At 72.5% G+C, this 19957-nt stretch carries 18 protein-coding genes; 8 read left to right on the top strand and 10 right to left on the bottom strand.

Annotated features, from left to right (window positions below):
- The first annotated feature begins 58 nt into the window (after positions 1-58).
- Together ACZ7H1_RS16395 and ACZ7H1_RS16390 are read left to right on the top strand one after the other, a co-directional pair.
- Positions 59-1264: a threonine aldolase family protein gene (locus tag ACZ7H1_RS16395; RefSeq protein WP_470787239.1), complete on the top strand. Its 1206-nt coding sequence runs from the start codon at positions 59-61 to the stop codon at positions 1262-1264.
- 320 nt (positions 1265-1584) lie between these two features.
- Entirely contained in the window at positions 1585-3141 is a 1557-nt protein-coding gene (locus ACZ7H1_RS16390; protein WP_470787237.1) for a M28 family metallopeptidase, read from the top strand.
- An 84-nt stretch (positions 3142-3225) separates the two neighbouring features.
- Here the strand turns inward: ACZ7H1_RS16390 and ACZ7H1_RS16385 are convergent, their stop codons facing one another.
- A complete protein-coding gene (locus tag ACZ7H1_RS16385) occupies positions 3226-4230 on the bottom strand; it encodes an SAM-dependent methyltransferase (protein WP_470787235.1) in 1005 nt (334 codons plus the stop codon).
- A 107-nt stretch (positions 4231-4337) separates the two neighbouring features.
- Here ACZ7H1_RS16385 and ACZ7H1_RS16380 point away from each other — a divergent pair, with 107 nt between their 5' ends.
- Together ACZ7H1_RS16380 and ACZ7H1_RS16375 are read left to right on the top strand one after the other, a co-directional pair.
- The gene (locus ACZ7H1_RS16380) at positions 4338-5540 is read left to right on the top strand and encodes a sensor histidine kinase (RefSeq protein ID WP_470787234.1); all 1203 of its coding nucleotides are present in this window, start codon (positions 4338-4340) and stop codon (positions 5538-5540) included.
- A 3-nt stretch (positions 5541-5543) separates the two neighbouring features.
- Positions 5544-6221, top strand: a complete 678-nt coding sequence (locus ACZ7H1_RS16375; protein WP_470787233.1) for a response regulator transcription factor — start codon at positions 5544-5546, stop codon at positions 6219-6221.
- A 57-nt stretch (positions 6222-6278) separates the two neighbouring features.
- Here the strand turns inward: ACZ7H1_RS16375 and ACZ7H1_RS16370 are convergent, their stop codons facing one another.
- Entirely contained in the window at positions 6279-7661 is a 1383-nt protein-coding gene (locus tag ACZ7H1_RS16370; RefSeq protein WP_470787231.1) for a PH domain-containing protein, read from the bottom strand.
- Positions 7658-8149 (bottom strand): PH domain-containing protein, encoded by a 492-nt coding sequence (locus tag ACZ7H1_RS16365; RefSeq protein WP_470787229.1) that lies wholly within the window; start codon positions 8147-8149, stop codon positions 7658-7660. The genes ACZ7H1_RS16370 and ACZ7H1_RS16365 overlap by 4 nt, the downstream gene beginning before the upstream one ends.
- Before the next feature lie 31 nt (positions 8150-8180).
- On the opposite strand from ACZ7H1_RS16365, the gene ACZ7H1_RS16360 reads away from it, so the two are divergent.
- Together ACZ7H1_RS16360 and ACZ7H1_RS16355 are read left to right on the top strand one after the other, a co-directional pair.
- Positions 8181-9323 (top strand): NADH-quinone oxidoreductase subunit D, encoded by a 1143-nt coding sequence (locus ACZ7H1_RS16360; protein WP_470787228.1) that lies wholly within the window; start codon positions 8181-8183, stop codon positions 9321-9323.
- A 34-nt stretch (positions 9324-9357) separates the two neighbouring features.
- Positions 9358-9567, top strand: a complete 210-nt coding sequence (locus tag ACZ7H1_RS16355; protein WP_470787227.1) for a hypothetical protein — start codon at positions 9358-9360, stop codon at positions 9565-9567.
- Between the two features lie 33 nt (positions 9568-9600).
- Here the strand turns inward: ACZ7H1_RS16355 and ACZ7H1_RS16350 are convergent, their stop codons facing one another.
- Positions 9601-10509 (bottom strand): NAD(P)-dependent oxidoreductase, encoded by a 909-nt coding sequence (locus tag ACZ7H1_RS16350; RefSeq protein ID WP_470787226.1) that lies wholly within the window; start codon positions 10507-10509, stop codon positions 9601-9603.
- Between the two features lie 120 nt (positions 10510-10629).
- Between ACZ7H1_RS16350 and ACZ7H1_RS16345 the strand changes: the two genes are divergently transcribed.
- Complete coding sequence (locus ACZ7H1_RS16345) at positions 10630-11250, top strand: TetR/AcrR family transcriptional regulator (protein WP_470787224.1); 621 nt, start codon at positions 10630-10632, stop codon at positions 11248-11250.
- 56 nt (positions 11251-11306) lie between these two features.
- On the opposite strand, the gene ACZ7H1_RS16340 is transcribed toward ACZ7H1_RS16345, so the two are convergent.
- From ACZ7H1_RS16340 to ACZ7H1_RS16320, 5 genes are all read right to left on the bottom strand, one after another.
- On the bottom strand, positions 11307-11798 hold the full coding sequence (locus tag ACZ7H1_RS16340) for a peptidylprolyl isomerase (RefSeq protein ID WP_470787222.1): 492 nt from the start codon (positions 11796-11798) through the stop codon (positions 11307-11309).
- A 115-nt stretch (positions 11799-11913) separates the two neighbouring features.
- Entirely contained in the window at positions 11914-12957 is a 1044-nt protein-coding gene (locus ACZ7H1_RS16335) for a hypothetical protein (protein WP_470787221.1), read from the bottom strand.
- 95 nt (positions 12958-13052) lie between these two features.
- Positions 13053-14033 carry an ABC transporter substrate-binding protein gene (locus ACZ7H1_RS16330; protein ID WP_470787220.1) on the bottom strand — a complete coding sequence of 327 codons (981 nt, stop codon included), beginning with the start codon at positions 14031-14033 and terminating at the stop codon, positions 13053-13055.
- A 47-nt stretch (positions 14034-14080) separates the two neighbouring features.
- On the bottom strand, positions 14081-14743 hold the full coding sequence (locus ACZ7H1_RS16325) for an ABC transporter permease (RefSeq protein ID WP_470787218.1): 663 nt from the start codon (positions 14741-14743) through the stop codon (positions 14081-14083).
- Positions 14744-14746: 3 nt separating this feature from the next.
- Complete coding sequence (locus ACZ7H1_RS16320; RefSeq protein WP_470787317.1) at positions 14747-15430, bottom strand: ABC transporter permease; 684 nt, start codon at positions 15428-15430, stop codon at positions 14747-14749.
- Positions 15431-15575: 145 nt separating this feature from the next.
- On the opposite strand from ACZ7H1_RS16320, the gene ACZ7H1_RS16315 reads away from it, so the two are divergent.
- Positions 15576-16553, top strand: coding sequence for an ABC transporter ATP-binding protein (locus ACZ7H1_RS16315; protein WP_470787216.1), 978 nt, complete (start codon positions 15576-15578; stop codon positions 16551-16553).
- Positions 16554-16629: 76 nt separating this feature from the next.
- Here ACZ7H1_RS16315 and ACZ7H1_RS16310 read toward each other — a convergent pair whose 3' ends face one another.
- Positions 16630-19920 (bottom strand): S8 family peptidase, encoded by a 3291-nt coding sequence (locus ACZ7H1_RS16310; RefSeq protein WP_470787215.1) that lies wholly within the window; start codon positions 19918-19920, stop codon positions 16630-16632.
- Positions 19921-19957: the final 37 nt, after the last annotated feature.

Genomic DNA, 19957 nt, shown 5'->3' with positions numbered 1-19957 from the left:
TGCTAGCCGTTGCATTTGACGTGGCCAGGCGGGCCGGTCGCGGGTCATGATCGGCCGTATGAGCGATGAGACGGCGGCCCTTGCGGCGGACCTGACGGAGGCCCCTGCGGCGGACGGTACGGCGGTGGACCCGGAGGATCCCGGGGACCGCGAGGAGCGGCGGCTGGCGGCCTGGCGGGGGGCGGCCCGCAGGCTCACCCGGGGCACCGCCGAGCCCACCCTGCGCGAGCACCTGGCGTGGCTGACCGAGCACGCCGGGTCCGTGTGCGACCTCGACGGCCCCGCCGACATGTACGGCAACGGCGTCGTGGCGGAGCTGGAGCGGCGGGTCGCGGAGCTGCTGGGCACGGAGGCCGCGGCGTTCTTCCCGTCCGGGACGATGGCCCAGCAGGTGGCCCTGCGCTGCTGGGCGGGCCGCACCGGGAGCCCGGTGGTGGCCATGCACCCGCTGGCGCACCCCGAGGTGCACGAGGGCGGGGCGCTGTCGGCGGTGAGCGGGCTGCGCGTGGTGCACACGACGGCGGAGCGCCGCCAGCCCACGGCGGACGAGATCCGCGAGCTGCCGGAGCCCTTCGGCACGCTGATGCTGGAGCTGCCGCTGCGGGACGCCGGCTTCCTGCTGCCCGGCTGGGAGGAGCTGACCGCGCTGGTGGAGGCGGCGCGGGAGCGGGATGCGGTGGTGCATTTCGACGGGGCGCGGCTGTGGGAGGCCACGGCGCACTTCGGGCGGCCGCTGGCGGAGATCGCCGGGCTCGCGGACAGCGTGTACGTGTCGTTCTACAAGTCGCTGGGCGGCCATTCGGGGGCGGCGCTGGCGGGGGCGGCGGAGCTGGTCGCGGAGGCGCGGGTGTGGCGCCACCGGTACGGCGGCCAGGTGTTCCGGCAGTTCCCGGCGGCCCTGTCGGCGCTGATCGGGCTGGAGCGGGAGCTTCCGCTGCTGCCGTCGTACGTGGCGCACGCGCGGGTGGTCGCGGAGGGGCTGCGGGAGGGGTTCGCGGCGGCGGGCGTGCCGTGGTTCCGGGTGCATCCCGAGGTGCCGCACACGCACCAGTTCCAGGTGTGGCTGCCGTACGACGCGGAGGCGCTGACGGACGCGGGGGTGCGGCAGGCCGAGGAGGAGGGCGTCGCGCTGTTCCGCCGGTGGTTCTCGGACGGTCCGCCGGGGCTGTCGGTCGCGGAGATGACGGTGGCGGCGGAGGCCCTGGAGTGGACCGCAGAGGAGGTGCGGGAGGCGGTACGGGGGCTCGTGGCGCGCGTGACGTGAGAGACGGGGTCAGTCTGGAGGTATGACCGCGGTGGACCGGTACTCCCACGGCACCCCCCACGGCGTGCGGCGGGCGGCTGGTACGGCCGCCGGTTCCGTGCTGCTCCGGGGAGGTTCCGCGGCCGGTAGGGGTGTTATGTCCGGGGCCAGTTGGCGTACGTCCGAAATGCGATGCCATGTCGACGTACCGATATATGGAATTCATAAACCGGAATCAGTGAAAACTCTGGCCAGAGTGGCTTCCTGGTGTCTAACGTGCGTGCACCACTCCACCACTTCGCCACAGAGCGCGCGCTCCTGCCTGCCGTGAAAGGACCTCAATGCCCTCACGCCGTATAGCCGCAGCCACCGCCACACTGGCCGCCGCGGCCCTCGTCTCGCCGCTTCTTCTCGCGGGACCCGCCGGCGCCACCAGCCCGGCGAGTGACGCCGCTCGGGGCAACGCACTGGCCCGGAAGCTGGTCAAGGACGCAACGGCCAAGAACGCGTTCAAGCACCTCAAAGTCTTCCAGGCGATAGCCGACTACAACAACAACACGCGCGTCGCGGGCTCCAAGGGGCACGAGCAGTCGGCGAAGTACATCGAGGCCGTGACGCGGGCGGCCGGATTCAAGGTCTCCCGCCACGAGTTCGAGTTCGTCTACACGGAGACGCTCGCCGAGAGCCTGCACGTCAACGCGCCCGTGGAGCGCGACGTCGAGGTCAACCTCATGACGTACACGGCCAACAGCCCCGAGGGCGGCGTCACCGCGAACCTCGCCGTGGCTCCCGTGGACGCGGACGGCACCCACGGCTGCGAGCCCGGCGACTTCGCCTCGGGCACCTTCACCGGCAAGATCGCCCTGGTCAAGCGGGGCGGCTGCACCTTCGCCGCCAAGCAGGCCAACGCGCACGCGGCCGGCGCGGTCGGCGCGGTCATCTTCAACAACACCGCGGGCGCCCTCAACGGCACCATCGGCGACCCCACTTCCGGCAGGATCCCGACCGGTGGCATCACCCAGGCCGACGGCGAGGCGCTCGCCGCCGAGGCCGCGCAGGGCCCGGTCTCGGTCACGCTCGACATCCGCGAGCTGCGCGAGACCCGCAAGACCTTCAACGTCATCGCCGAGACCAAGGGCGGCGACCCGGACAACACCGTATTCCTCGGCTCGCACCTCGACTCCGTCGCGGCCGGCCCCGGCATCAACGACAACGGCTCCGGCTCGGCGGGCATCCTCCAGGCCGCCATCGAGCTGGCGAAGTCGAAGGCCAAGGTCAAGAACAAGGTGAAGTTCGCCTGGTGGTCGGCCGAGGAGTTCGGCCTGCTCGGCTCCGAGGCGTACGTCGCCTCGCTGACCGAGGAGCAGAAGAAGCAGATCAAGCTGTACCTGAACTTCGACATGATCGCTTCGCCGAACGCCGCCTACTTCGTCTACGACGGCGACGACTCGGACGGCGTCGGCGCGGGCCCGGGCCCGGAGGGCTCCGCCCAGCTGGAGCGCGGCATCACGGACTTCCTCGACTCGAAGAACATCCCGCACGAGGGCACCGACTTCACCGGCCGCTCCGACTACGGACCGTTCATCGAGGTCGGCATCCCGTCGGGCGGCACCTTCACCGGCGCCGAGGGCATCAAGACCGAGGCCCAGGCCGCGAAGTACGGCGGCCAGGCCGGCGTGGCGTACGACGTGAACTACCACGCCGCGGGTGACGACATCAACAACATCGACAAGAAGGCCCTCGACATCAACCTCGACGTCATCGCCGACGCCGTGGGCCACTACGCCTTCGACCTGGCTCCGCTGTCGAAGCCGGTCGTCTCGCAGCCGACCGACGGCTCCGAGGGCAGCGGCGGCGGCCTGCACGACGGCCACGACGACCACGGCGTGACCGAGTAACCAGCACGGTCCGGCAGCAGGAAATCGGGACGGCGAGGGGCCGGGCGCGCACTGCGCCCGGCCCCTCGCGCACGTGCGGGCGGCTCACAGCACGGGCGGGATGCCTTTCGCCCGCACCAGCCAGCCGAAGTCGCCCAGGCCGCCGCGCGCGGTGAGCTCCGCCGCCTCGCCCGCGCCGGCGAGCGCGCGGACGTACCCGGCGGGATCGCTCGACGCCAGGGCCAGCGGCGGCCGGGCCCCCGAGACGCCGAGCCCGGCCAGCGCCTCCCGCTGGGTCAGCAGCACCGCCCCGGGCCCGGCGCAGGCGTCCAGCGCCACGTGCGCGGTCACGTCGCAGCTGCCGTCCGGGACCGGGCGCACCTCGCGCCCCTCCCGGAATCCGGCCAGGGTCCCGTACGGGGGCCGGTCGGCGCGGGTGTGGCCGTAGTCGACGGCGACGGCGAGACCGCGGTCCACGGTGGCGACGGCCGCGGCCCAGGCCTCGTCCCGGGACCGGCCGATCTCGGCCCGGCCGCCGTCCGGCCACCAGCGCTCCACCCAGTCGCGGTCCGCGGCGGCCAGCGGCCCGCCCGCGCTCTCCGTGCCGTCCCGGTCGACCAGGACGTACCGGCCGTCCTCCGCGACGTCGAGGGGGACGTTGTCGAGCCATTCGTTGGCGAAGAGCAGGCCCGTGGTGCCCGCGGGCGGCTCGGGCAGCCAGCCGATCCGGGGGTCGAGGCCCGCGGGCCGGGGGGCGCGCTCCACGGCGTACGGGCGGACGCGGGCGGCCGTCGGCGCGGGCAGGGCAGCCAGCACGCCCGACACCAGCTCGCCGCGGCCGGCCGCCATGTCGACGAAGTCGAGCGCGGCGGGCCGCCCCAGCGCCTCGTCCACCCGCTCCAGCAGCCGCGCGACCGCGCCCGCGAACAGCGCGGAGGCGTGCACGGAGGTGCGGAAGTGCCCCGCGGGACCCGGGCCGCCGGGGCGGACGTAGAAGCCGTCCGGGCCGTAGAGGGCCTCCTCCATGGCCTTGTGCCAGGTCAGGGGCCCGCGCTGGGGCCCGCGCAGCGGCCCGCCCGCCGGCTCTGCTGCTTCGTGCTGAGTGCTCATCACACAAAGGCTAGGTCGACTCTCCACCTTGGGGAGTACACGTCCAGGGCAGGGATCGCTCCTCCGGTTGACTCGGGCACCTGTCCCCTTTCCCTACTCTGGGTTACGTGCAACGGCTCTACGACTTCCTCCGCAGACACCCGACGGGCGTCGACAGCTTCTGGGCTGTCGTGCTCCTCGGGCTGACGATGGCGGACCTCACCGAGCCGCACGTGTCCACCGGCACCCGGCTGCTGGCGCTGCCGGCCGTGCTCGCCCTGAGCACGGTGACGGCCCTGCGCCGCAAGATGCCGACGAAGATGCTGTGGCTGACGATCGGGACCGGCCTGTACCAGCTGGCCGTGGGGTCCGAACCGGGCCCGGCCAATCTGGCGATGCTGGCCATCCTCTACACGGTCGCGGCGAGCGACGTGCCGCGCTGGGTGTCGCGTACGGCGCTGGGCTGGGGCCTGCTCGCCACGCCGCTGGCGGCGCTGCGCTGGCAGTTCGACAAGGGCGTCACCGAGGACACGCTCAAGTTCGTGCTCTTCGTCTCCGTGCCGTTCGCCCTGGCGTGGGTGCTCGGCGACTCGGTGCGCACCCGCCGGGCGTACTACGCCCAGCTGGTGGAGCGCAACGAACGCCTGGAGAAGGAGCGGGAGGCGCAGGGCAAGGCGGCGGTGGCCGCCGAGCGGGCCCGGATCGCCCGCGAGCTGCACGACGTGGTCGCGCACAACGTCTCCGTGATGGTGGTGCAGGCCGACGGCGCCGCGTACGTGATGGACGCGGCACCCGAGCAGGCCAAGGAGGCCCTGCAGACCATCTCGGGGACGGGCCGGCAGGCCCTGGCCGAGATGCGCCGGCTGCTGGGCATCCTGCGCACGGGCGAGCCGCAGGAGTCCGAGGACTACGTGCCCCAGCCGGACGTCGAGCAGATCGAGGTCCTGGTCGAGCAGGTGCGGACGGCGGGGCTGGACGTGGACTTCCGGGTCGAGGGCGCGCCGCGGCCGCTGCCCAGCGGCGTCGAGCTCACGGCGTACCGGATCGTGCAGGAGGCGCTGACGAACACCCGCAAGCACGGGGGTCCGGAGGCGTCGGCGAGCGTGCGGCTGGTGTACTTCGACGACGGGCTGGGCCTGCTCGTGGAGGACGACGGGCGCGGCGCCGCCCAGGAGATGTACCGGGACGGCGGCGCGGACGGCGCCGGTCACGGGCTGATCGGCATGCGGGAACGGGTCGGCATGGTCGGCGGCACCCTGGACGCGGGCCCGCGTCCGGGCGGCGGATTCCGCATCAGCGCGCTTCTGCCTCTTAAAGGAAAGGGATCTTGAGAGATGTCCATACGCGTGATGCTGGTCGACGACCAGATGCTCCTGCGTACCGGCTTCCGCATGGTGCTGGCGGCACAGCCGGACATGGAGGTCGTCGCCGAGGCGGGTGACGGGCTGGAGGCGCTGGAGGTCCTGCGGGCGACGGCCGTGGACGTGGTCCTGATGGACGTCCGCATGCCGAAGCTCGACGGCGTCGAGGCCACCCGCCGCATCTGCGAGCCGGAGACGCATCCGAAGGTGATCATCCTGACCACCTTCGACCTGGACGAATACGCGTTCTCCGGGCTGAAGGCGGGCGCGAGCGGCTTCATGCTCAAGGACGTGCCGCCGTCCGAGCTGCTGGCGGCGATCCGCTCGGTGCACAGCGGGGACGCGGTGGTGGCGCCGTCGACGACGCGGCGGCTGCTGGACCGGTTCGCCCCGATGCTGCCGACGACGACCGCGGAGCCGCAGCACAAGGAGCTGGAGCGGCTGACGGACCGGGAGCGCGAGGTCATGCTGCTGGTGGCCCAGGGCCTGTCGAACGGCGAGATCGCGGCCCGGCTGGTGCTGTCCGAGGCGACGGTGAAGACGCACGTGGGCCGGATCCTGACCAAGCTGAACCTCCGCGACCGCGTGCAGGTCGTGGTCCTGGCGTACGAAACCGGCCTGGTCCGCGCGGGCGGCGGCAGCCCGGCCTGAGTGCGCCCCGGCGCAGCGGGCGGGTGAGTCCGCCGCCGAAGCGGCGGACTCACGCCCTCAGGTCATCCAGCGGTCGGGGCGGGAGGTGGCGCGGCCCGTGCGGGAGCGGTCCGCCTGGGACCACAGCAGGGCGGCAGCCTCGTCCGCGGCCCGCAGCCGGGCCGTGACGGTGGCGTCGGCGCCGGTGTCCACGTGGACGTCGGCGAGGCCGCGGGCCCGCTCCCAGGGGCCCTGAGTCAGGCGGACGCTCTGCACCTTCGCGTGCGGCACGATGTCCGTACGGCGGCACAGCCGTCCGTACCGTGCCGCGAAGACCTCGTCGGACAGGGCCAGGCCGTACCCCTTCCACCACACCGGCACCACCCAGCGGGAGCCGCGCCCCGGCGAGGGGGCGAAGGAGAGGGCCGCCGGGTCGACCCCGGGCAGCACCCGGGCGATGATCACCGCGGCCGCCTCCCGGGAGGCGACCGGCACCAGGACGTCGTTCGACGATCCGGCCACCTTCAGCTCCACCCGGACCCAGCCGCGCCGCCGCCACAGCAGTGGTTCGACGATCCGGACCGTCTGGACCCGGCCCGGCGGCACCGTCTCGTGCGCCCGGTCCAGCAGCCCGTGGTCCAGCCGCAGCCCGTCGGGGGACTCGGCGACCGTCCAGTCGTACTCGGCCAGGAAGCGTCCGACGCTGCCGGCCCAGACCCCGCCCAGGATCGGCAGCAGGGTGACCGCGGCCGCCCACAGGCTGTCGCTGATCCACCAGACGACCACCGGCGCGACGACGCCGGCGGCCAGCGCCGCCCACACGCCCAGGCTCAGCAGCAGCGAGACCGCCAGCTGCCGGGGCTGGACCCGCAGCAGCTCCCGGACCGGTGCCTCGCCGACGCCGGCCGCTTCCTCGGGCGCGAATCCGGCCGCGCGCGCCAGCAGCTCGGCGCGCAGCGCGCCGGCCTCCTTGTCGCTCAGGTAGGCCAGCTCGTCCTTGTCCTCCGTGCCGATCACGTCGAGCTTGAGCTTGGCGACCCCGACGACGCGGGCCAGCAGCGGCCGGGTCACGTCCACGGCCTGGAGCCGTTCGAGCCGGATGTGCGCGGTGCGCCGGAACAGCAGTCCGGTCCGGATCCGCAGCTCCGTGTCCGTCACGGAGTAGTGGGTGTACCACCAGCTCAGGAACCCGTAGAGGCCGGCCAGCACCAGTACGCCCGCGAAGATCAGCACCCCGATGCCGGTGGACAGGTCGTCGGTCCACTCCCGGGCGCGGTCCGGCTGGTTGAAGATCAGTCCGGTGAGCAGGGCTATCGGCGCCCACGCCCGGCGCAGGGGCGTGACCGGATGCAGCCGCCGCTCGCCCGGCCCCTGCGGCGTGTGCGACTCCCGGCGGCGCGGCGCCTGCGGCTCATGTTCTTGTTCCTGCGGTCCGTGCGGCACTTCCGTCGCTTCCGTCACAGCCCCGCCGACCTCGCCTCGCCCAGCGCGGTCAGCCGGTCCCGCAGCCGCTCGGCCTCGGCGGGCACCAGCCCCGGGATCTTGGCGTCCGTCACGGCGGCGGCCGTGTGCAGCTGGACGGAGGCGAGGCCGAAGCGCCGCTCCAGCGGGCCGGAGCTGACCTCGACCAGCTGCATCCGCCCGTACGGGACCACCGTCTCCTCGCGCCACAGCACCCCGCGGCTGATCAGCAGGTCGTCGGCCCGCTCGGCGTACCGCCAGGACCGCCAGTTGCGGCCCAGCATGACCCATCCCCAGCCGAGCAGCGCGAGCGGCAGCGCCGCGAAGGCCGCCCACGCCGGGCCGGCCAGTACCCCCGCCAGTACGCCCGCCGCCACCGCCGCCGTGCCCAGCCAGAGCACCAGCAGCAGCCTGCGCAGCGTGAGCAGCCCGCCGGGCAGCGCGGTCCAGTGCGGCTCGGCCCGCTCCTCAATCGTCCCCGTATCCATGTCTCAACCCTAGGGCTGAGACACTGTGCCCATGACGGAGACGACGGTCGGCATCGGCGGCGCGGCGGAGAGCACCGACATGGTGCTCAACATCGGGCCCCAGCACCCTTCCACGCACGGCGTCCTGCGCCTGCGGCTCGTACTGGACGGCGAGCGCATCGTGAGCGCCGAGCCCGTCGTCGGCTACATGCACCGCGGCGCCGAGAAGCTCTTCGAGGCGCGCGACTACCGCCAGATCATCATGCTCGCGAACCGCCACGACTGGCTGTCCGCCTTCTCCAACGAACTCGGCGTGGTCATGGCCGTCGAGCGGATGCTGGGCATGGAGGTCCCCGAGCGGGCCGTCTGGATGCGCACGCTGCTGGCCGAGCTGAACCGCGTCCTCAACCACCTGATGTTCCTGGGGTCGTACCCCCTCGAACTGGGCGGAATCACCCCGATCTTCCACGCGTTCCGCGAGCGCGAGGAGCTCCAGGCGGTCATGGAGGAGATCTCCGGCGGCCGCATGCACTACATGTTCAACCGGGTCGGCGGCCTCAAGGAGGACCTCCCGCTGGGCTGGCTCGACCGGGCGCGCGCGGCGGTGGCCGACGTGAACACGCGCATGGACGTGTACGACAACCTCGTCCTCGGCAACGAGATCTTCCGGGGCCGCACCCGCGGCGTCGGCGTGCTCTCCGCCGAGGCCGTGCACGCGTACGGCGTCAGCGGCCCGATCGCCCGCGCGTCCGGCGTCGACTTCGACCTGCGCCGCGACGAGCCGTACCTCGCGTACGGGGAGCTCCAGGACACCCTCAAGGTCGTCACCCGGCAGGAGGGCGACTGCCTCGCCCGCTTCGAGTGCCTGCTGGAGCAGACCCACAACGCCCTGGACCTGGCGGTGGCCTGCCTCGACCGGCTCGCCGAGCTGCCGCCCGGCCCGGTCAACCAGCGGCTCCCCAAGGTGCTGAAGGCCCCGGAGGGCCACACGTACGCCTGGACCGAGAACCCGCTCGGCATCAACGGCTACTACCTCGTCTCGAAGGGCGAGAAGACGCCCTACCGCCTCAAGCTCCGCTCGGCCTCGTACAACAACATCCAGGCCCTGGCCGTCCTGCTGCCGGGCACGCTGGTCGCCGACATGGTCGCCATCCTCGGTTCGCTCTTCTTCGTCGTGGGCGACATCGACAAGTAGCGCCGGCGACAGGGCGCACTGAGACACTGGGGCCATGTCCTCTTCTCCCCGCCGCGCCTGCCCGAGCTGCGGGCGCGACTGCGCCGTCACCGCCGGGCGGATCGCCCGGCACGATCCGCCGTCCCACCGGGGGGAGATGGTCTCCTGCCCCGGCTCGCGGGCGCGGGTGGTGCTGGGTGCGTCGGCGCCGGTGCTGGACGGGTTCACGCTGCCCGGCCTGCCGGGCCAGCTCCCGCTGTTCTGAAGGCGGGCCCGGCGCAGCTCCCCTGAGCCGGGGTCAGTCCGCGGGGACGGGCCGCGGGGCGTCCGGGGCGCCGCGCAGGACGTCCACCAGGCTGGAGGTGCTGTCCGCGCCCCGCCCCTGGGCCACCGCACGCCGGAACAGCTCCGCGTGCGCCGCCATCACGCCCGTGTCGACGCCCGCGGCAGCGAGCGTGTGCCGGATGTGCTCGACGCTCTCCAGGCACATCGTCAGCCGGTCTACGTCCCCGACGTGTTCGCCGGCGTCGACCCGCGGCGCGTAGAACTCCTGGAAGCCGCGCATGCTGTCGGCCGTGTACGTGGCGTACGGCAGGAAGTCCGCGGCGGAGAGGCCGTTGGCCTTGGCCAGCGCCGCCGCCTGCCAGTAGCCGGTCATCGAGGTCCAGAACACCACCATGTTGATCTGGTAGTAGAGCGCCGCGATGCCCGGGTCCTCGCCCCGGAAGTCCGTACCCGTCAGCACGGAGAGCAGCTCCCGCTGCTCGTCGAAGAGCTCACGGGGCCCGCTGTAGAAGCCGGACGACTCCGGCTTGCCGATGCCGGAGGGCGGGACGTTCATCATGCCGACCAGATAGGCCGCCCCGCGCTCCCCGGCCCAGCGGGCGGCGTCGCGCACCTTGTCCGGCACGTCGGCGGACAGGTTGACCACCACCCGGCCGCGCAGGGCGGCCTGCGCCTCCGGCTCGGCGAACGTCGCGTACATCGCGGCCGTGTCGATCAGGCTCAGCACCACCGGACCGTCGGCGGCCAGGGCCTGCGCCACGCTCCCGGCCCGCCGCGCACCCCGCCCGACGAGGGCGTCCGCCCTGCTCGCGGTGCGGTTCCAGACGGTGACCTCGTACCCGGCGTCCAGGTACGCGCCGGCCATGGCCTGCCCCATCGGCCCCAGCCCGATCACCGTCACTGCCTTCGCGCCCTTGCTCATGCCCGTACCTCTCCCCTGACACAGTGGACTAGAACGAACGCTCTATCCAGCGCTCGGTGCGACCGTAGCACGAGAGCTAGAGCGAACGCTCTATTTAGCAGAAGGGGTACGATCGGCCGCATGCCAACGACCTCCGCCACGCCGCCGCAGCCGGTGCACGGCACCCGGGAACGCCTCGTCAGGACCGCCTCCCGGCTGCTCCAGCACCAGGGGTACGAGAACGCGCCGATCAAGCAGATCGTGCGCGAGGCGGAGGCGACGCTCGGCTCGCTCTACCACTTCTTCCCCGGCGGGAAGCAGGAACTGGCAGTGGCCGCGATCCACTTCGGCAACGAGGAGTTCGCGCTCCTGCTGAAGGAGGGACTCGACTCGCGCGAGGACGCGGCGGAGGCGGTGGAGGCGGTGGCGGTGCTCCTCGCGGAGGCCCTGCACACCTCTCAGTGGGCGGACGGCTGCCCGGTGACGGTCACGGCGCTGGAGACCCTGGGCCGGCTCCCGGACGTCCAGGCGGCCTGCGCGGAGGCCTTCCGCGCCTGGCAGGACCTCGTGGCACAGAGGCTGCTCGCCGCGGGCATCGCGGAATCCGAGGCCCGCGACCTCGCCATGACGGTGATCAACACGCTGGAGGGTGCCGAGATGACGGCCCAGGTCACGCAGAGCGAAGCGCCGCTGCGGACCGCGGGCCGCCATCTCTCCCGGCTGGTGGCCGGCTCGCTGCCCCGCGGGGCAGCGTCGGTCTGACAGGTGGGTCGGACCTGTGTGTCAGACAGGTGGGTCGGACCGGTGGGTCAGACCGCTCAGACGGTGCCGCAGTCCGAGATGACGATCTTCTTGGCGGTGGAGCCGGAACGGCTGCCGAGCGCCTCGATCGCCTTCACGACCTCCATGCCCGAGACGACCTCGCCGAAGACGACGTGCTTGCCGTCCAGCCAGTCGGTCACGATGGTGGTGATGAAGAACTGCGAGCCGTTGGTGTTCTTGCCCGCGTTGGCCATGGACAGCAGGCCCGGCTTGGTGTGCTTGAGCTGGAAGTTCTCGTCGGCGAACTTCTCGCCGTAGATGCTCTTGCCGCCCGTGCCGTTCTGGTTGGTGAAGTCACCGCCCTGGAGCATGAAGTCCGGGATGACGCGGTGGAACGGCGAGCCCTTGTAACCGAAGCCGTTCTGGCCGGTGGCCAGCTCGCGGAAGTTCTGGGCCGTCTTCGGAACGACGTCGTCGTACAGCTTGAACTCGATACGGCCGAGCGGCTCGCCGTTCGCGGTCACCTCGAAGAAGACGTTCTGGCTCATTGCTCTGCTCCTCTGGATTCGAATGGTCGCACCCGAGCATAGGAGACATCCGCGACCTGCCACGGCACCGGAGGACACTCCGGGGCCACCGTGGCGGTCGGGCTGCAGGTCGCTCCTAGGAGATGGCCGTGCGCAGCAGGGCCACGTCGATCGGTTCCGTCTCGTCGTGTTCCGTCAGGTCGATGACCTGGCCGATCGCCTGGTGGCCTTCGGCGCGTGGCTTGAATTCGGGGTCCGGGGACTCGGCCTTGTGAGCGGCGAGGACCTCCGCGCCCACGACGTCCGCAAGATCTTCGTTCTGCACGGCCTCGATGGCCGCCTTCGCCTGCGCCGCGGTCTTCGTTCCGAAGAAGTCGAACCCGCCCTCGACGCGCGACGCCGTGCGGCGGGCGGGGACGTACGGCTCGACGGACGTGGCCGCGGGGGCGGTCCGCCGCGCGGGAAGCGGCGCCGCGGGCGGGGCGGGGGCGGGGGCCGGGAGTGCCGCGCGGGCGGCCGCCGGGCGGGTGTGCTCCTGCGGCTTCGCCTTCCCCTGCGCCTTCTCCTGGGCCCTCTCCTGGCCCTTCTCCTGGGCCTCTTCCTGCGCCGTGCGGGCGAGTGCCGCCAGGGCCGCATTGGCCCGTGCATAGCCGACGGGGGTGGGCGCGCCGCTGCCGGTGCGCTCCTCCGAGACGGCGGGCAGTTCCCTGGCCCCTGCCGGCGCGGTGGACTCCATGGCCAGCAGGCGGCGGCGTTCGAGAGCGCTCGCGCGCTCGGTCTCCGCCGTCGCGTACCGGCGCAGCAGCTCGGCGTGCTCGCCGCGCAGGCCTGCCAGTTCGACGCGCTTGGCCCGCAGCTTGCGGTCCAGCTTGGCGCGCAGCTTGCGGGACTCCTCCAGGTCGGTTTCCAGTTCCGCGATGCGGTCTTCGGTACGCCACTCGTCGCGGACCCGCTCCCGCGCCAGCTCGGCCACGCGCCGGCCCGCCGCCCGGTCCCAGCCGCGCATGACGACGGCCCCGGTGAGCCCGGCGGCCGCGGTGAGCGCGACCAGCAGCCGCAGCGCCAGGGGTTCCGCGAGCAGCCAGGCGGCCGCGGCACTGACGACCGAGACGGCGGCTATCGCCGACGGGGTCAGCAGCCTGTGCAGGGGAGGTGATTGGCGGTGGCGTCCACGTGGCATGGCCTGAAATTTACAGTGCGTAGACCACGCGTGGGGCAACCGCCCGGCAATCTGTTTCCAGGCGGTTACCCCACAAGTTCGTCACAATCGGGCGGCTACTTCTTCAGCAGGCCCTTCGACTCCAGATACGCCTTCGCGACATCGGCCGGCTTGGCGCGTTCCGCATCCACCTTCCGGTTCAGCTCCACGAGATCGGCGGTCGTCAGCACCTTGGTGATCCTGTCGAGAGCCGCCGCGATCTCCGGGCTTCCGGCGTCCTTCGCATTCACGACGGGGAGGACGTTGTCGGCATTCTGGAGCTTCTTGTCGTCCTCGAGCAGGACGAGACCGAAGCTGTCCAGCGTCGCGTCCGTGGTGGTGGTCAGGACGAGCTGGTCGACCCCGTCCTTGACGGCCTGCTTGGACTGCGGGGTACCGACTCCCTTGGGGTCAATACCGGAAACGTCGATTCCGTATGTCGACTTGAGACCCACGGCGCAGAACGGACGCACGGCGCATTCGTCACCCGCCGCGATCTTCACCTTCAGCTTGGACTTGCTCAGGTCCGAAAGGGTCTTCAGGTTGCTCTTCTGCGCGAAGTCCTTGCTGACCGCGAAGGCGTTCTGGTCGACCGCCTCGCCCGCGGGCAACGCCTTCAGTCCGAGCGGCCCCGCGAGTTTCTCCAGCGCCGCGACCGTCGCCGCGGCGTCGCTCGACGCGACCGGCTTCTGCTCGGGCGCCTTCGGCCCGTTCACCTTGGCGTTGAGGAATTCCGCGAGCGTCGCCGCGTACTCCGGTACGACGTCGATCTCGCCCTTCTCCAGCGCCGGTTCGTACAGTTCCCGGTTGGCGACGGTCGTTATGGACGTGTCGTAGCCGGCGTCCTCCAGCACCTGCGCGTACAGCTCGGCCAGGACGTTCGACTCGGTGAAGCCGGCCGACCCGATGACCAGCGAGCCCTTCTCGCCGGCGTCCGCCTGCGTGCTGGTGCCGCCGTCCTTCGTCTTCTCCAGGCTGTCGCCGCCGCACGCGGCGAGCGAGCCGGTCAGCGCCAGCACACCCAGGGCCGCGCCGAGGACACGCGAAGTCTTGCTCATCGGAACTCCGTTCGGGGAAGGGGCAACAAATGTCCGGGGGGCAGGGGTCAGCGGCGCGCCGGGGCGAGCAGCCGGTCCGCGGCCACCAGCGCGCCCTCCACCAGCAGCGCCAGCAGGGCCACCAGCAGCGCGCCCGCGACCACCTGCGGGGTGTTGTACGTGTTGAAGCCTGCCGTGATGATCCGGCCCAGGCCGCCCTGACCGACCATCGCGGCGATCGTGGCCGTCGCGATCACCTGGACTGCGGCCGAGCGCAGGCCCGTCATCACCAGCGGCCGGGCCAGGGGCAGTTCCACCTGGCGCAGCAGCTGCCCGCCCGACATGCCCATGCCGCGCGCCGCCTCGACGACCGACCGGTCGACCTCGCGCATGCCCACGTAGGCGTTCGTCAGCAGCGGCGGTACGGCGAACAGCACGAGCGCCGTCACCGTGGGAACGTACCCGGCGCTGCGCAGCGGCGAGACCATGAACAGCGCCAGGACCGCGAAGACCGGCACGGCCCGGCCCACGTTGGAGATGTTGACCGCGAGGGCTCCGCCCTTGCCGAGGTGGCCGAGCCAGAGGCCGACCGGCAGGGCCACGGCGCACGCGATCAGCAGGGCCAGCCCGCTGACGTACGCGTGCTCGGCGAGCCGGTGCCACACCCCGTTCTCCCCCGACCAGTTCGCCCCGTCGGCCAGCCAGTCCCCGGCCTGTCCCAGCACGCCCACCGCTCAGTCCCCCTTCGCCGCGGAGACCCGCGTCCACGGTGTGACCAGCCGCTGGAAGCCGAGCAGCAGCAGGTCGGCGACGACGGCCAGCAGCACGCACAGCACGGAGGCCGTCAGCACCTGGGCCTTGAACGAGCTGTTCACCGCGGGCGCGATCAGGTTCCCGAGCCCGCCCTTGCCGACGATCGAGCCGACCGTGGTCAGTGCGACCGTGGAGACGGTGACGATCCGGACGCCGGCGAGCAGCGCGGGCAGCGCGAGCGGGAGTTCCACCTGCCACAGCAGCCGCCCGGGTCCGTACCCCATGCCGCGCGCGGCTTCCCGTACGTCCTCCGGTACGGCTTCCAGGCCCGCGAGCACGTTGCGGACGAGGATGGTCAGCGAGTAGAGGACCAGGCCGGTCACCACGAGCGCCGCCGACAGGCCGAACACCGGCAGCAGCAGGGAGAACATGGCCAGCGAGGGGATCGTGTAGAGCAGGGTGGTCAGGCCCAGCACGGGCGCGGCCCAGCGGCGCCCGCGGCGGGCGAGCAGTGCGAGGGGCACGGACACGGCGATGCCGATGAACACCGAGACCGCGGTGATCCACATGTGTTCGACGGTGGCGTCGGTGAGCTCCTGGCTGCGCGAGGTGACGTACTCCCAGCAGATCCAGTCGTTCGCCACCAGGCAGTTCTGCCCGGCCATGCCGTCACCCCCGTCACGCACGCGTGGTCCACACCAGCGAGTCGTGATCGACCATAACCCCCGGCACGGCCTTTGACGTCGATCCTTCGCACGGGGGCAACATGCCCTTCACACATCCCGGCGGGCCCTGCGCAAAGATGGGGGTGTGATCCGATTCGAGCATGTGACCAAGCGCTACCCGGACGGGACCACCGCCGTCGAAGACCTGTCCTTCGAGGTGGCGGAGGGCGAACTGGTCACGCTCGTCGGCCCTTCGGGCTGCGGCAAGACGACCACGATGAAGATGGTCAACCGGCTCATCGAACCCACCGGCGGCCGCATCCTGCTGGCCGGCGAGGACATCGCCGCCGCGGACCCGGTCGAGCTGCGACGCCGGATCGGATACGTCATCCAGCAGGTCGGCCTGTTCCCGCACAAGACCGTGCTGGAGAACACCGCGACCGTCCCCCAACTGCTCGGCACCGGCCGGGCCGAGGCGCGGGCTCGCGCCGCCGAGCTGCTCGATCTGGTGGGACTGGACCCCGAGGTGTACGGGAAGCGTTATCCGGAGCAGCTCTCGGGCGGGCAGCGGCAGCGGGTGGGCGTGGCCCGCGCGCTGGCGGCCGATCCGCCGGTGCTGCTGATGGACGAGCCGTTCGGCGCGGTCGACCCGGTGGTGCGCGAGCACCTGCAGAACGAGTTCCTGGCGCTGCAGAAGTCCGTCCGCAAAACGATCCTGCTGGTGACGCACGACCTGGAGGAGGCGGTCCGCCTCGGTGACCGGATCGCCGTCTACGGGCAGGGAACCATCGAGCAGTTCGCACCCCCGGCCCAGGTGCTGAGCACGCCCGCCACTCCGTACGTGGCGTCCTTCGTCGGCTCGGACCGCGGTCTGAAGCGGCTCGCGGTGACGGCGGTGGCGAAGGAGGACCTGGAGCCGGCGGCGGACGGCGCGGGATCCCTGCCGTCGGTGGAGCTCGGCGTCTCGCTGCGGCAGGCGCTGGCGCTGCTGCTCCAGGAGGACTCGGGGCGGATCGCGGTGACGGACCCGGATTCGGGGGAGCGGCTCGGCGTGCTCACGCCGGAGGCGGTCCACCGGGCCCTGCGCCGGGCGGGTGCGGGGGACGGCACCTCCTCCGTCTGACGCCGGGCTCGACGGGCGACGCCCCGGACGGCAGTGCCGTCCGGGGCGTCGCGCGTGGACCGCGGTCCGGTGCCGGTCAGGGTGCCAGACGGTAGGCGTGCGTGATCGCCTCGGTCACGGTGTTGCCGTCGGTGTCCCGCAGGGCCACCTTGAACGACGCCGACGTGGCGCCCGCCGGGTGGCTGACGCGGACCGAGCGGACGCCCTTCGCATCGGTGGTCACCGGGAGCTTCACCCAGGTCGCGCCGTTGTCGAAGGTGACCTGCGCGGCGAGCGCGGCCAGCTTGCCGGCGGCGGCGGCCGCCCCGCTGACGACGAGCGGCACGGTGAGGGCCGTACCCGTCTTCACGGTGCCGTTCAGCGGGACCGCGGGGGCCAGCCGTACGGTCGAGAGCGGCAGCGCCTGCAGGCGCCCGTCCGCCGGGCGGGCGGAGCCGAACGTCCAGGCAACGGCCACCTTGCTGCTGGTGACCGTGTCCTTCGCGGACCGGGTGGCCTCCATGTACAGCGTGTACGGGGCCTTCCCGGCCGGGACCTCGGCGGTGAGCACGCCCGGCTTGCCCTGGGCGATCACGGTGCTGCCGCTGGTCAGACGCGAGAAGCCGCCGGTGACGACGGGACGGCTGCGGTGCCCGGCGCCGTCGGCGAACATCGGCACCGACACCTCGATGGAGTCGTACGAACGGCGCGCTCCGGTGCCGCCCTGCCCGCTGAGGTCGGGGCCGACGACGGCCCCGCCGACGGTGGTGGCGTGGCGGCTGCCCGCCGCGTACGTCTGCGGCCCCAGGGTGTGGCCCAGCCGCTCCTCGCCCTCGGGTCCGAGCTGGCTCACGCGCCAGGTCCAGCGCTGCCCGGCGGTGGTGACGTACTGCCGTGCCGTGGCCGGGAGGGCGTACACCGTCTCCAGCTGGTACCCGGCGGTCCAGCCGTCCTCGGCGGCCTCGGGGCGGCCGGATACCGCGGCCTTGACGCCCCGTGCCGAGGCGGCCAGGCCGAGGTTCACCTCGGCGAGCTCCTTCTGCGCGACGGCACGGGTCAGGCCGGTGAAGAAGCGTCCGGTCTGCGGGAAGAACATCCGGTACTCCGCGCTGCGGCCCTCCTTGCCCGGGACCTGCCACAGACCGCTGAACTGCGTGTGGAACGACGGGGCCTCGGGGCCGAGGTGGGCCGTGAGCAGGTAGGAGGCGTCACCGACGGACCAGGACGTCGACAGGTTGCCCAGGAAGTCCTGGTAGCTGATGGCCGCCTCGGTCAGCTTGGCGGCCGGGTCGGGGGCGGTGACCTTGAACGGCTTGGCCTGGCGCGCGTCCACCACGATCGTGGTGTCGGCGTTCAGGTTCACGGTGGGCTGGACGAAGCTGGCGTACTTCCCGCCGTGCTCGACCGTGGACTCCAGCGTGTACCGGCCGCGCGGCAGCCGCGTGGTCACGCTGGCGCCGTTCGGGTTCACCAGCGTACGCCGCGACAAGTCGGTGTGCATGAGGACGGAAGTGGAATATGCCTTCGACTCCTTTCCGTCCAGGCCGATGTGCTTGACCGTCAGGTTGTAGCCCGGCCCTTCGCGGTAGACCACGAAGGCCGTCCGCACCGACCGGCCGCCCCCCGCCGCGACCACGGCGCCGCCGTAGCCGCCATCGAGGGAGCCGAGGCGGGTGTTGACGGTGACCTTGGTGCTGGCGGTGCCGCCCGCGGGCACGGTGAGCTTGGTGTCCTTGAGGGTGACCATCCCCGCCGGCGCCGCCTTGCCCGCCGGATCGGCGGCCGCGGTGGTCAGGTTCAGCGTGACGGCTGCCGTGCCGAGGTTGCGGTAGGCCACGGTCCGGGTGACCGGGGCGTCGTCGCCGTGGGGGTACAGGGCGGTGCCGAAGTCCAGGGTGCCGGACTCGGGGACCACGGAGGTCTTGACGGCGCGCGCGAGGTCCACGCGGCCGGATCCCATCCGGTACGGGCGCACGTCGGACGCCGCCGAGGCCGACCCGGTCAGGGCCGCCTTGAGGCGGGCACCGGTCCAGGTGGGGTGCTGCTGCTTCAGGAGGGCGGCCGCGCCCGCGACGTGCGGGGTGGCCATCGAGGTGCCGCTCTTGGTGGTGTAGCCGCTCGCCGGGGGCGCGGCCAGGGCCGTGGAGGCGGCGGCGAGGATGCCCACGCCGGTGGCGCTGACGTCCGGCTTGGCGAGGCCGGCAGCCGTGGGGCCGACGCTGCTGTTGGAGGCGCGCAGGCCCTGCTTGTCCGACGAGGCGACCGTCAGGGCGGCCTCGGCGGAGCCGGGCGAGGTGATCGTGCCCTCGCCCCCCTTGCCTTCGTTCCCCGCGGCGACGACGAACAGGGCCTTGGAGGAGAGGCTTGCGATGGCGGCCTCCATCGGGTCCTCCCCCTGGGCGTCCGGCCCGCAAATGCTCATGTTGACGACCGTGGCGCCCTGGTCGACGGCCCACTGCATGCCCGCGATGATCCCCGACGAGGTTCCGGGCCCCTGGTCGCCGAGCACCTTGGCGTCGATGATCTTTACGCCGGGGGCGACTCCCTTGAGCCGGCCGGCGGACCGGGCCCCTGAGCCGCCCAGGATGGAGGCCACGTGGGTGCCGTGGCCGTGCCGGTCCTTGGTGTCGGGCGAGGCCGTGAAGTTCTTCTCCACGATCTCCACGCCCTTGAGGTCCGGATGGGTCTGGTCGACGCCGGTGTCGAGGACCGCGACCTTGACGCCCTTGCCGGTGTACCCGGCCTGCCAGGCGGCCTTCGTGCCGATCTGCGGGACGCTGACGTCCAGCGCGGGCCGCATCACCGCGTCGAGCCAGACCCGGCTGATCTCCGGCGCCGCGGCGGCGAATCCGGTCGCGGGACGCCCCGTACCGGAGCCCGTGCCCGTGCCCGCGGTGACGGCCGACCAGAGCTGCCGGGCGTTGCCCTTCGGCGTGCTGAACGCCTCTCCGGAGACGGCCGGCAGAGTGCGCCGCTCGCGGGCGAGCCCCGCGAACCGGTCCGGGCCCGCGGCCATGCCCTGGGCCCCGCGGTAGCCGACGATCAGCGGCAGCGAGCTGCGGCGCGCGTCGTCGTAGCCGTCCGCGATCAGACGGGTGACGTCGAAGAGGGCCCGGTCCAGAACGCCCCGGTCCACGAGCCGCTGCGCGTCCAGCGGGACGACGTACGTGTGTCCGGCCTCGCGCCGGACCGCGATCGGCGTCTTCTCGCGGCCCTCGCCGCGGACCAGCCGGACGACCGAGCCGTCCGCGGCGACGACCACGCGGTCGCCGGTGATCAGCGTGACGGTCGCCGTGCGGCCCTGCGGTGCCGCCGGGGCCCGCCCGGCGGCGGGCCGCTTCTCCCGCGCCGCTCCCCCGGGGGTGCCCCCCCACAACGTTCCAGCCACGGGGGAGGGCACAAAAGGCGACCCCGGTCTTCACACT

Source organism: Streptomyces sp. NPDC037401, from assembly GCF_055602345.1.
Note: the sequence above shows the minus strand (reverse complement) of the source record. Positions and strands in the feature narration are given on the sequence as shown.

Coding starts and splice junctions, on each gene's coding strand:
- ACZ7H1_RS16395 (WP_470787239.1), top strand. CDS start 59: ATGAGCGATGAGACGGCGGCCCTTGCGGCGGACCTGACGGAGGCCCCT.
- ACZ7H1_RS16390 (WP_470787237.1), top strand. CDS start 1,585: ATGCCCTCACGCCGTATAGCCGCAGCCACCGCCACACTGGCCGCCGCG.
- ACZ7H1_RS16385 (WP_470787235.1), bottom strand. CDS start 4,230: ATGAGCACTCAGCACGAAGCAGCAGAGCCGGCGGGCGGGCCGCTGCGC.
- ACZ7H1_RS16375 (WP_470787233.1), top strand. CDS start 5,544: ATGTCCATACGCGTGATGCTGGTCGACGACCAGATGCTCCTGCGTACC.
- ACZ7H1_RS16365 (WP_470787229.1), bottom strand. CDS start 8,149: ATGGATACGGGGACGATTGAGGAGCGGGCCGAGCCGCACTGGACCGCG.
- ACZ7H1_RS16360 (WP_470787228.1), top strand. CDS start 8,181: ATGACGGAGACGACGGTCGGCATCGGCGGCGCGGCGGAGAGCACCGAC.
- ACZ7H1_RS16355 (WP_470787227.1), top strand. CDS start 9,358: ATGTCCTCTTCTCCCCGCCGCGCCTGCCCGAGCTGCGGGCGCGACTGC.
- ACZ7H1_RS16350 (WP_470787226.1), bottom strand. CDS start 10,509: ATGAGCAAGGGCGCGAAGGCAGTGACGGTGATCGGGCTGGGGCCGATG.
- ACZ7H1_RS16345 (WP_470787224.1), top strand. CDS start 10,630: ATGCCAACGACCTCCGCCACGCCGCCGCAGCCGGTGCACGGCACCCGG.
- ACZ7H1_RS16340 (WP_470787222.1), bottom strand. CDS start 11,798: ATGAGCCAGAACGTCTTCTTCGAGGTGACCGCGAACGGCGAGCCGCTC.
- ACZ7H1_RS16335 (WP_470787221.1), bottom strand. CDS start 12,957: ATGCCACGTGGACGCCACCGCCAATCACCTCCCCTGCACAGGCTGCTG.
- ACZ7H1_RS16330 (WP_470787220.1), bottom strand. CDS start 14,033: ATGAGCAAGACTTCGCGTGTCCTCGGCGCGGCCCTGGGTGTGCTGGCG.
- ACZ7H1_RS16320 (WP_470787317.1), bottom strand. CDS start 15,430: ATGGCCGGGCAGAACTGCCTGGTGGCGAACGACTGGATCTGCTGGGAG.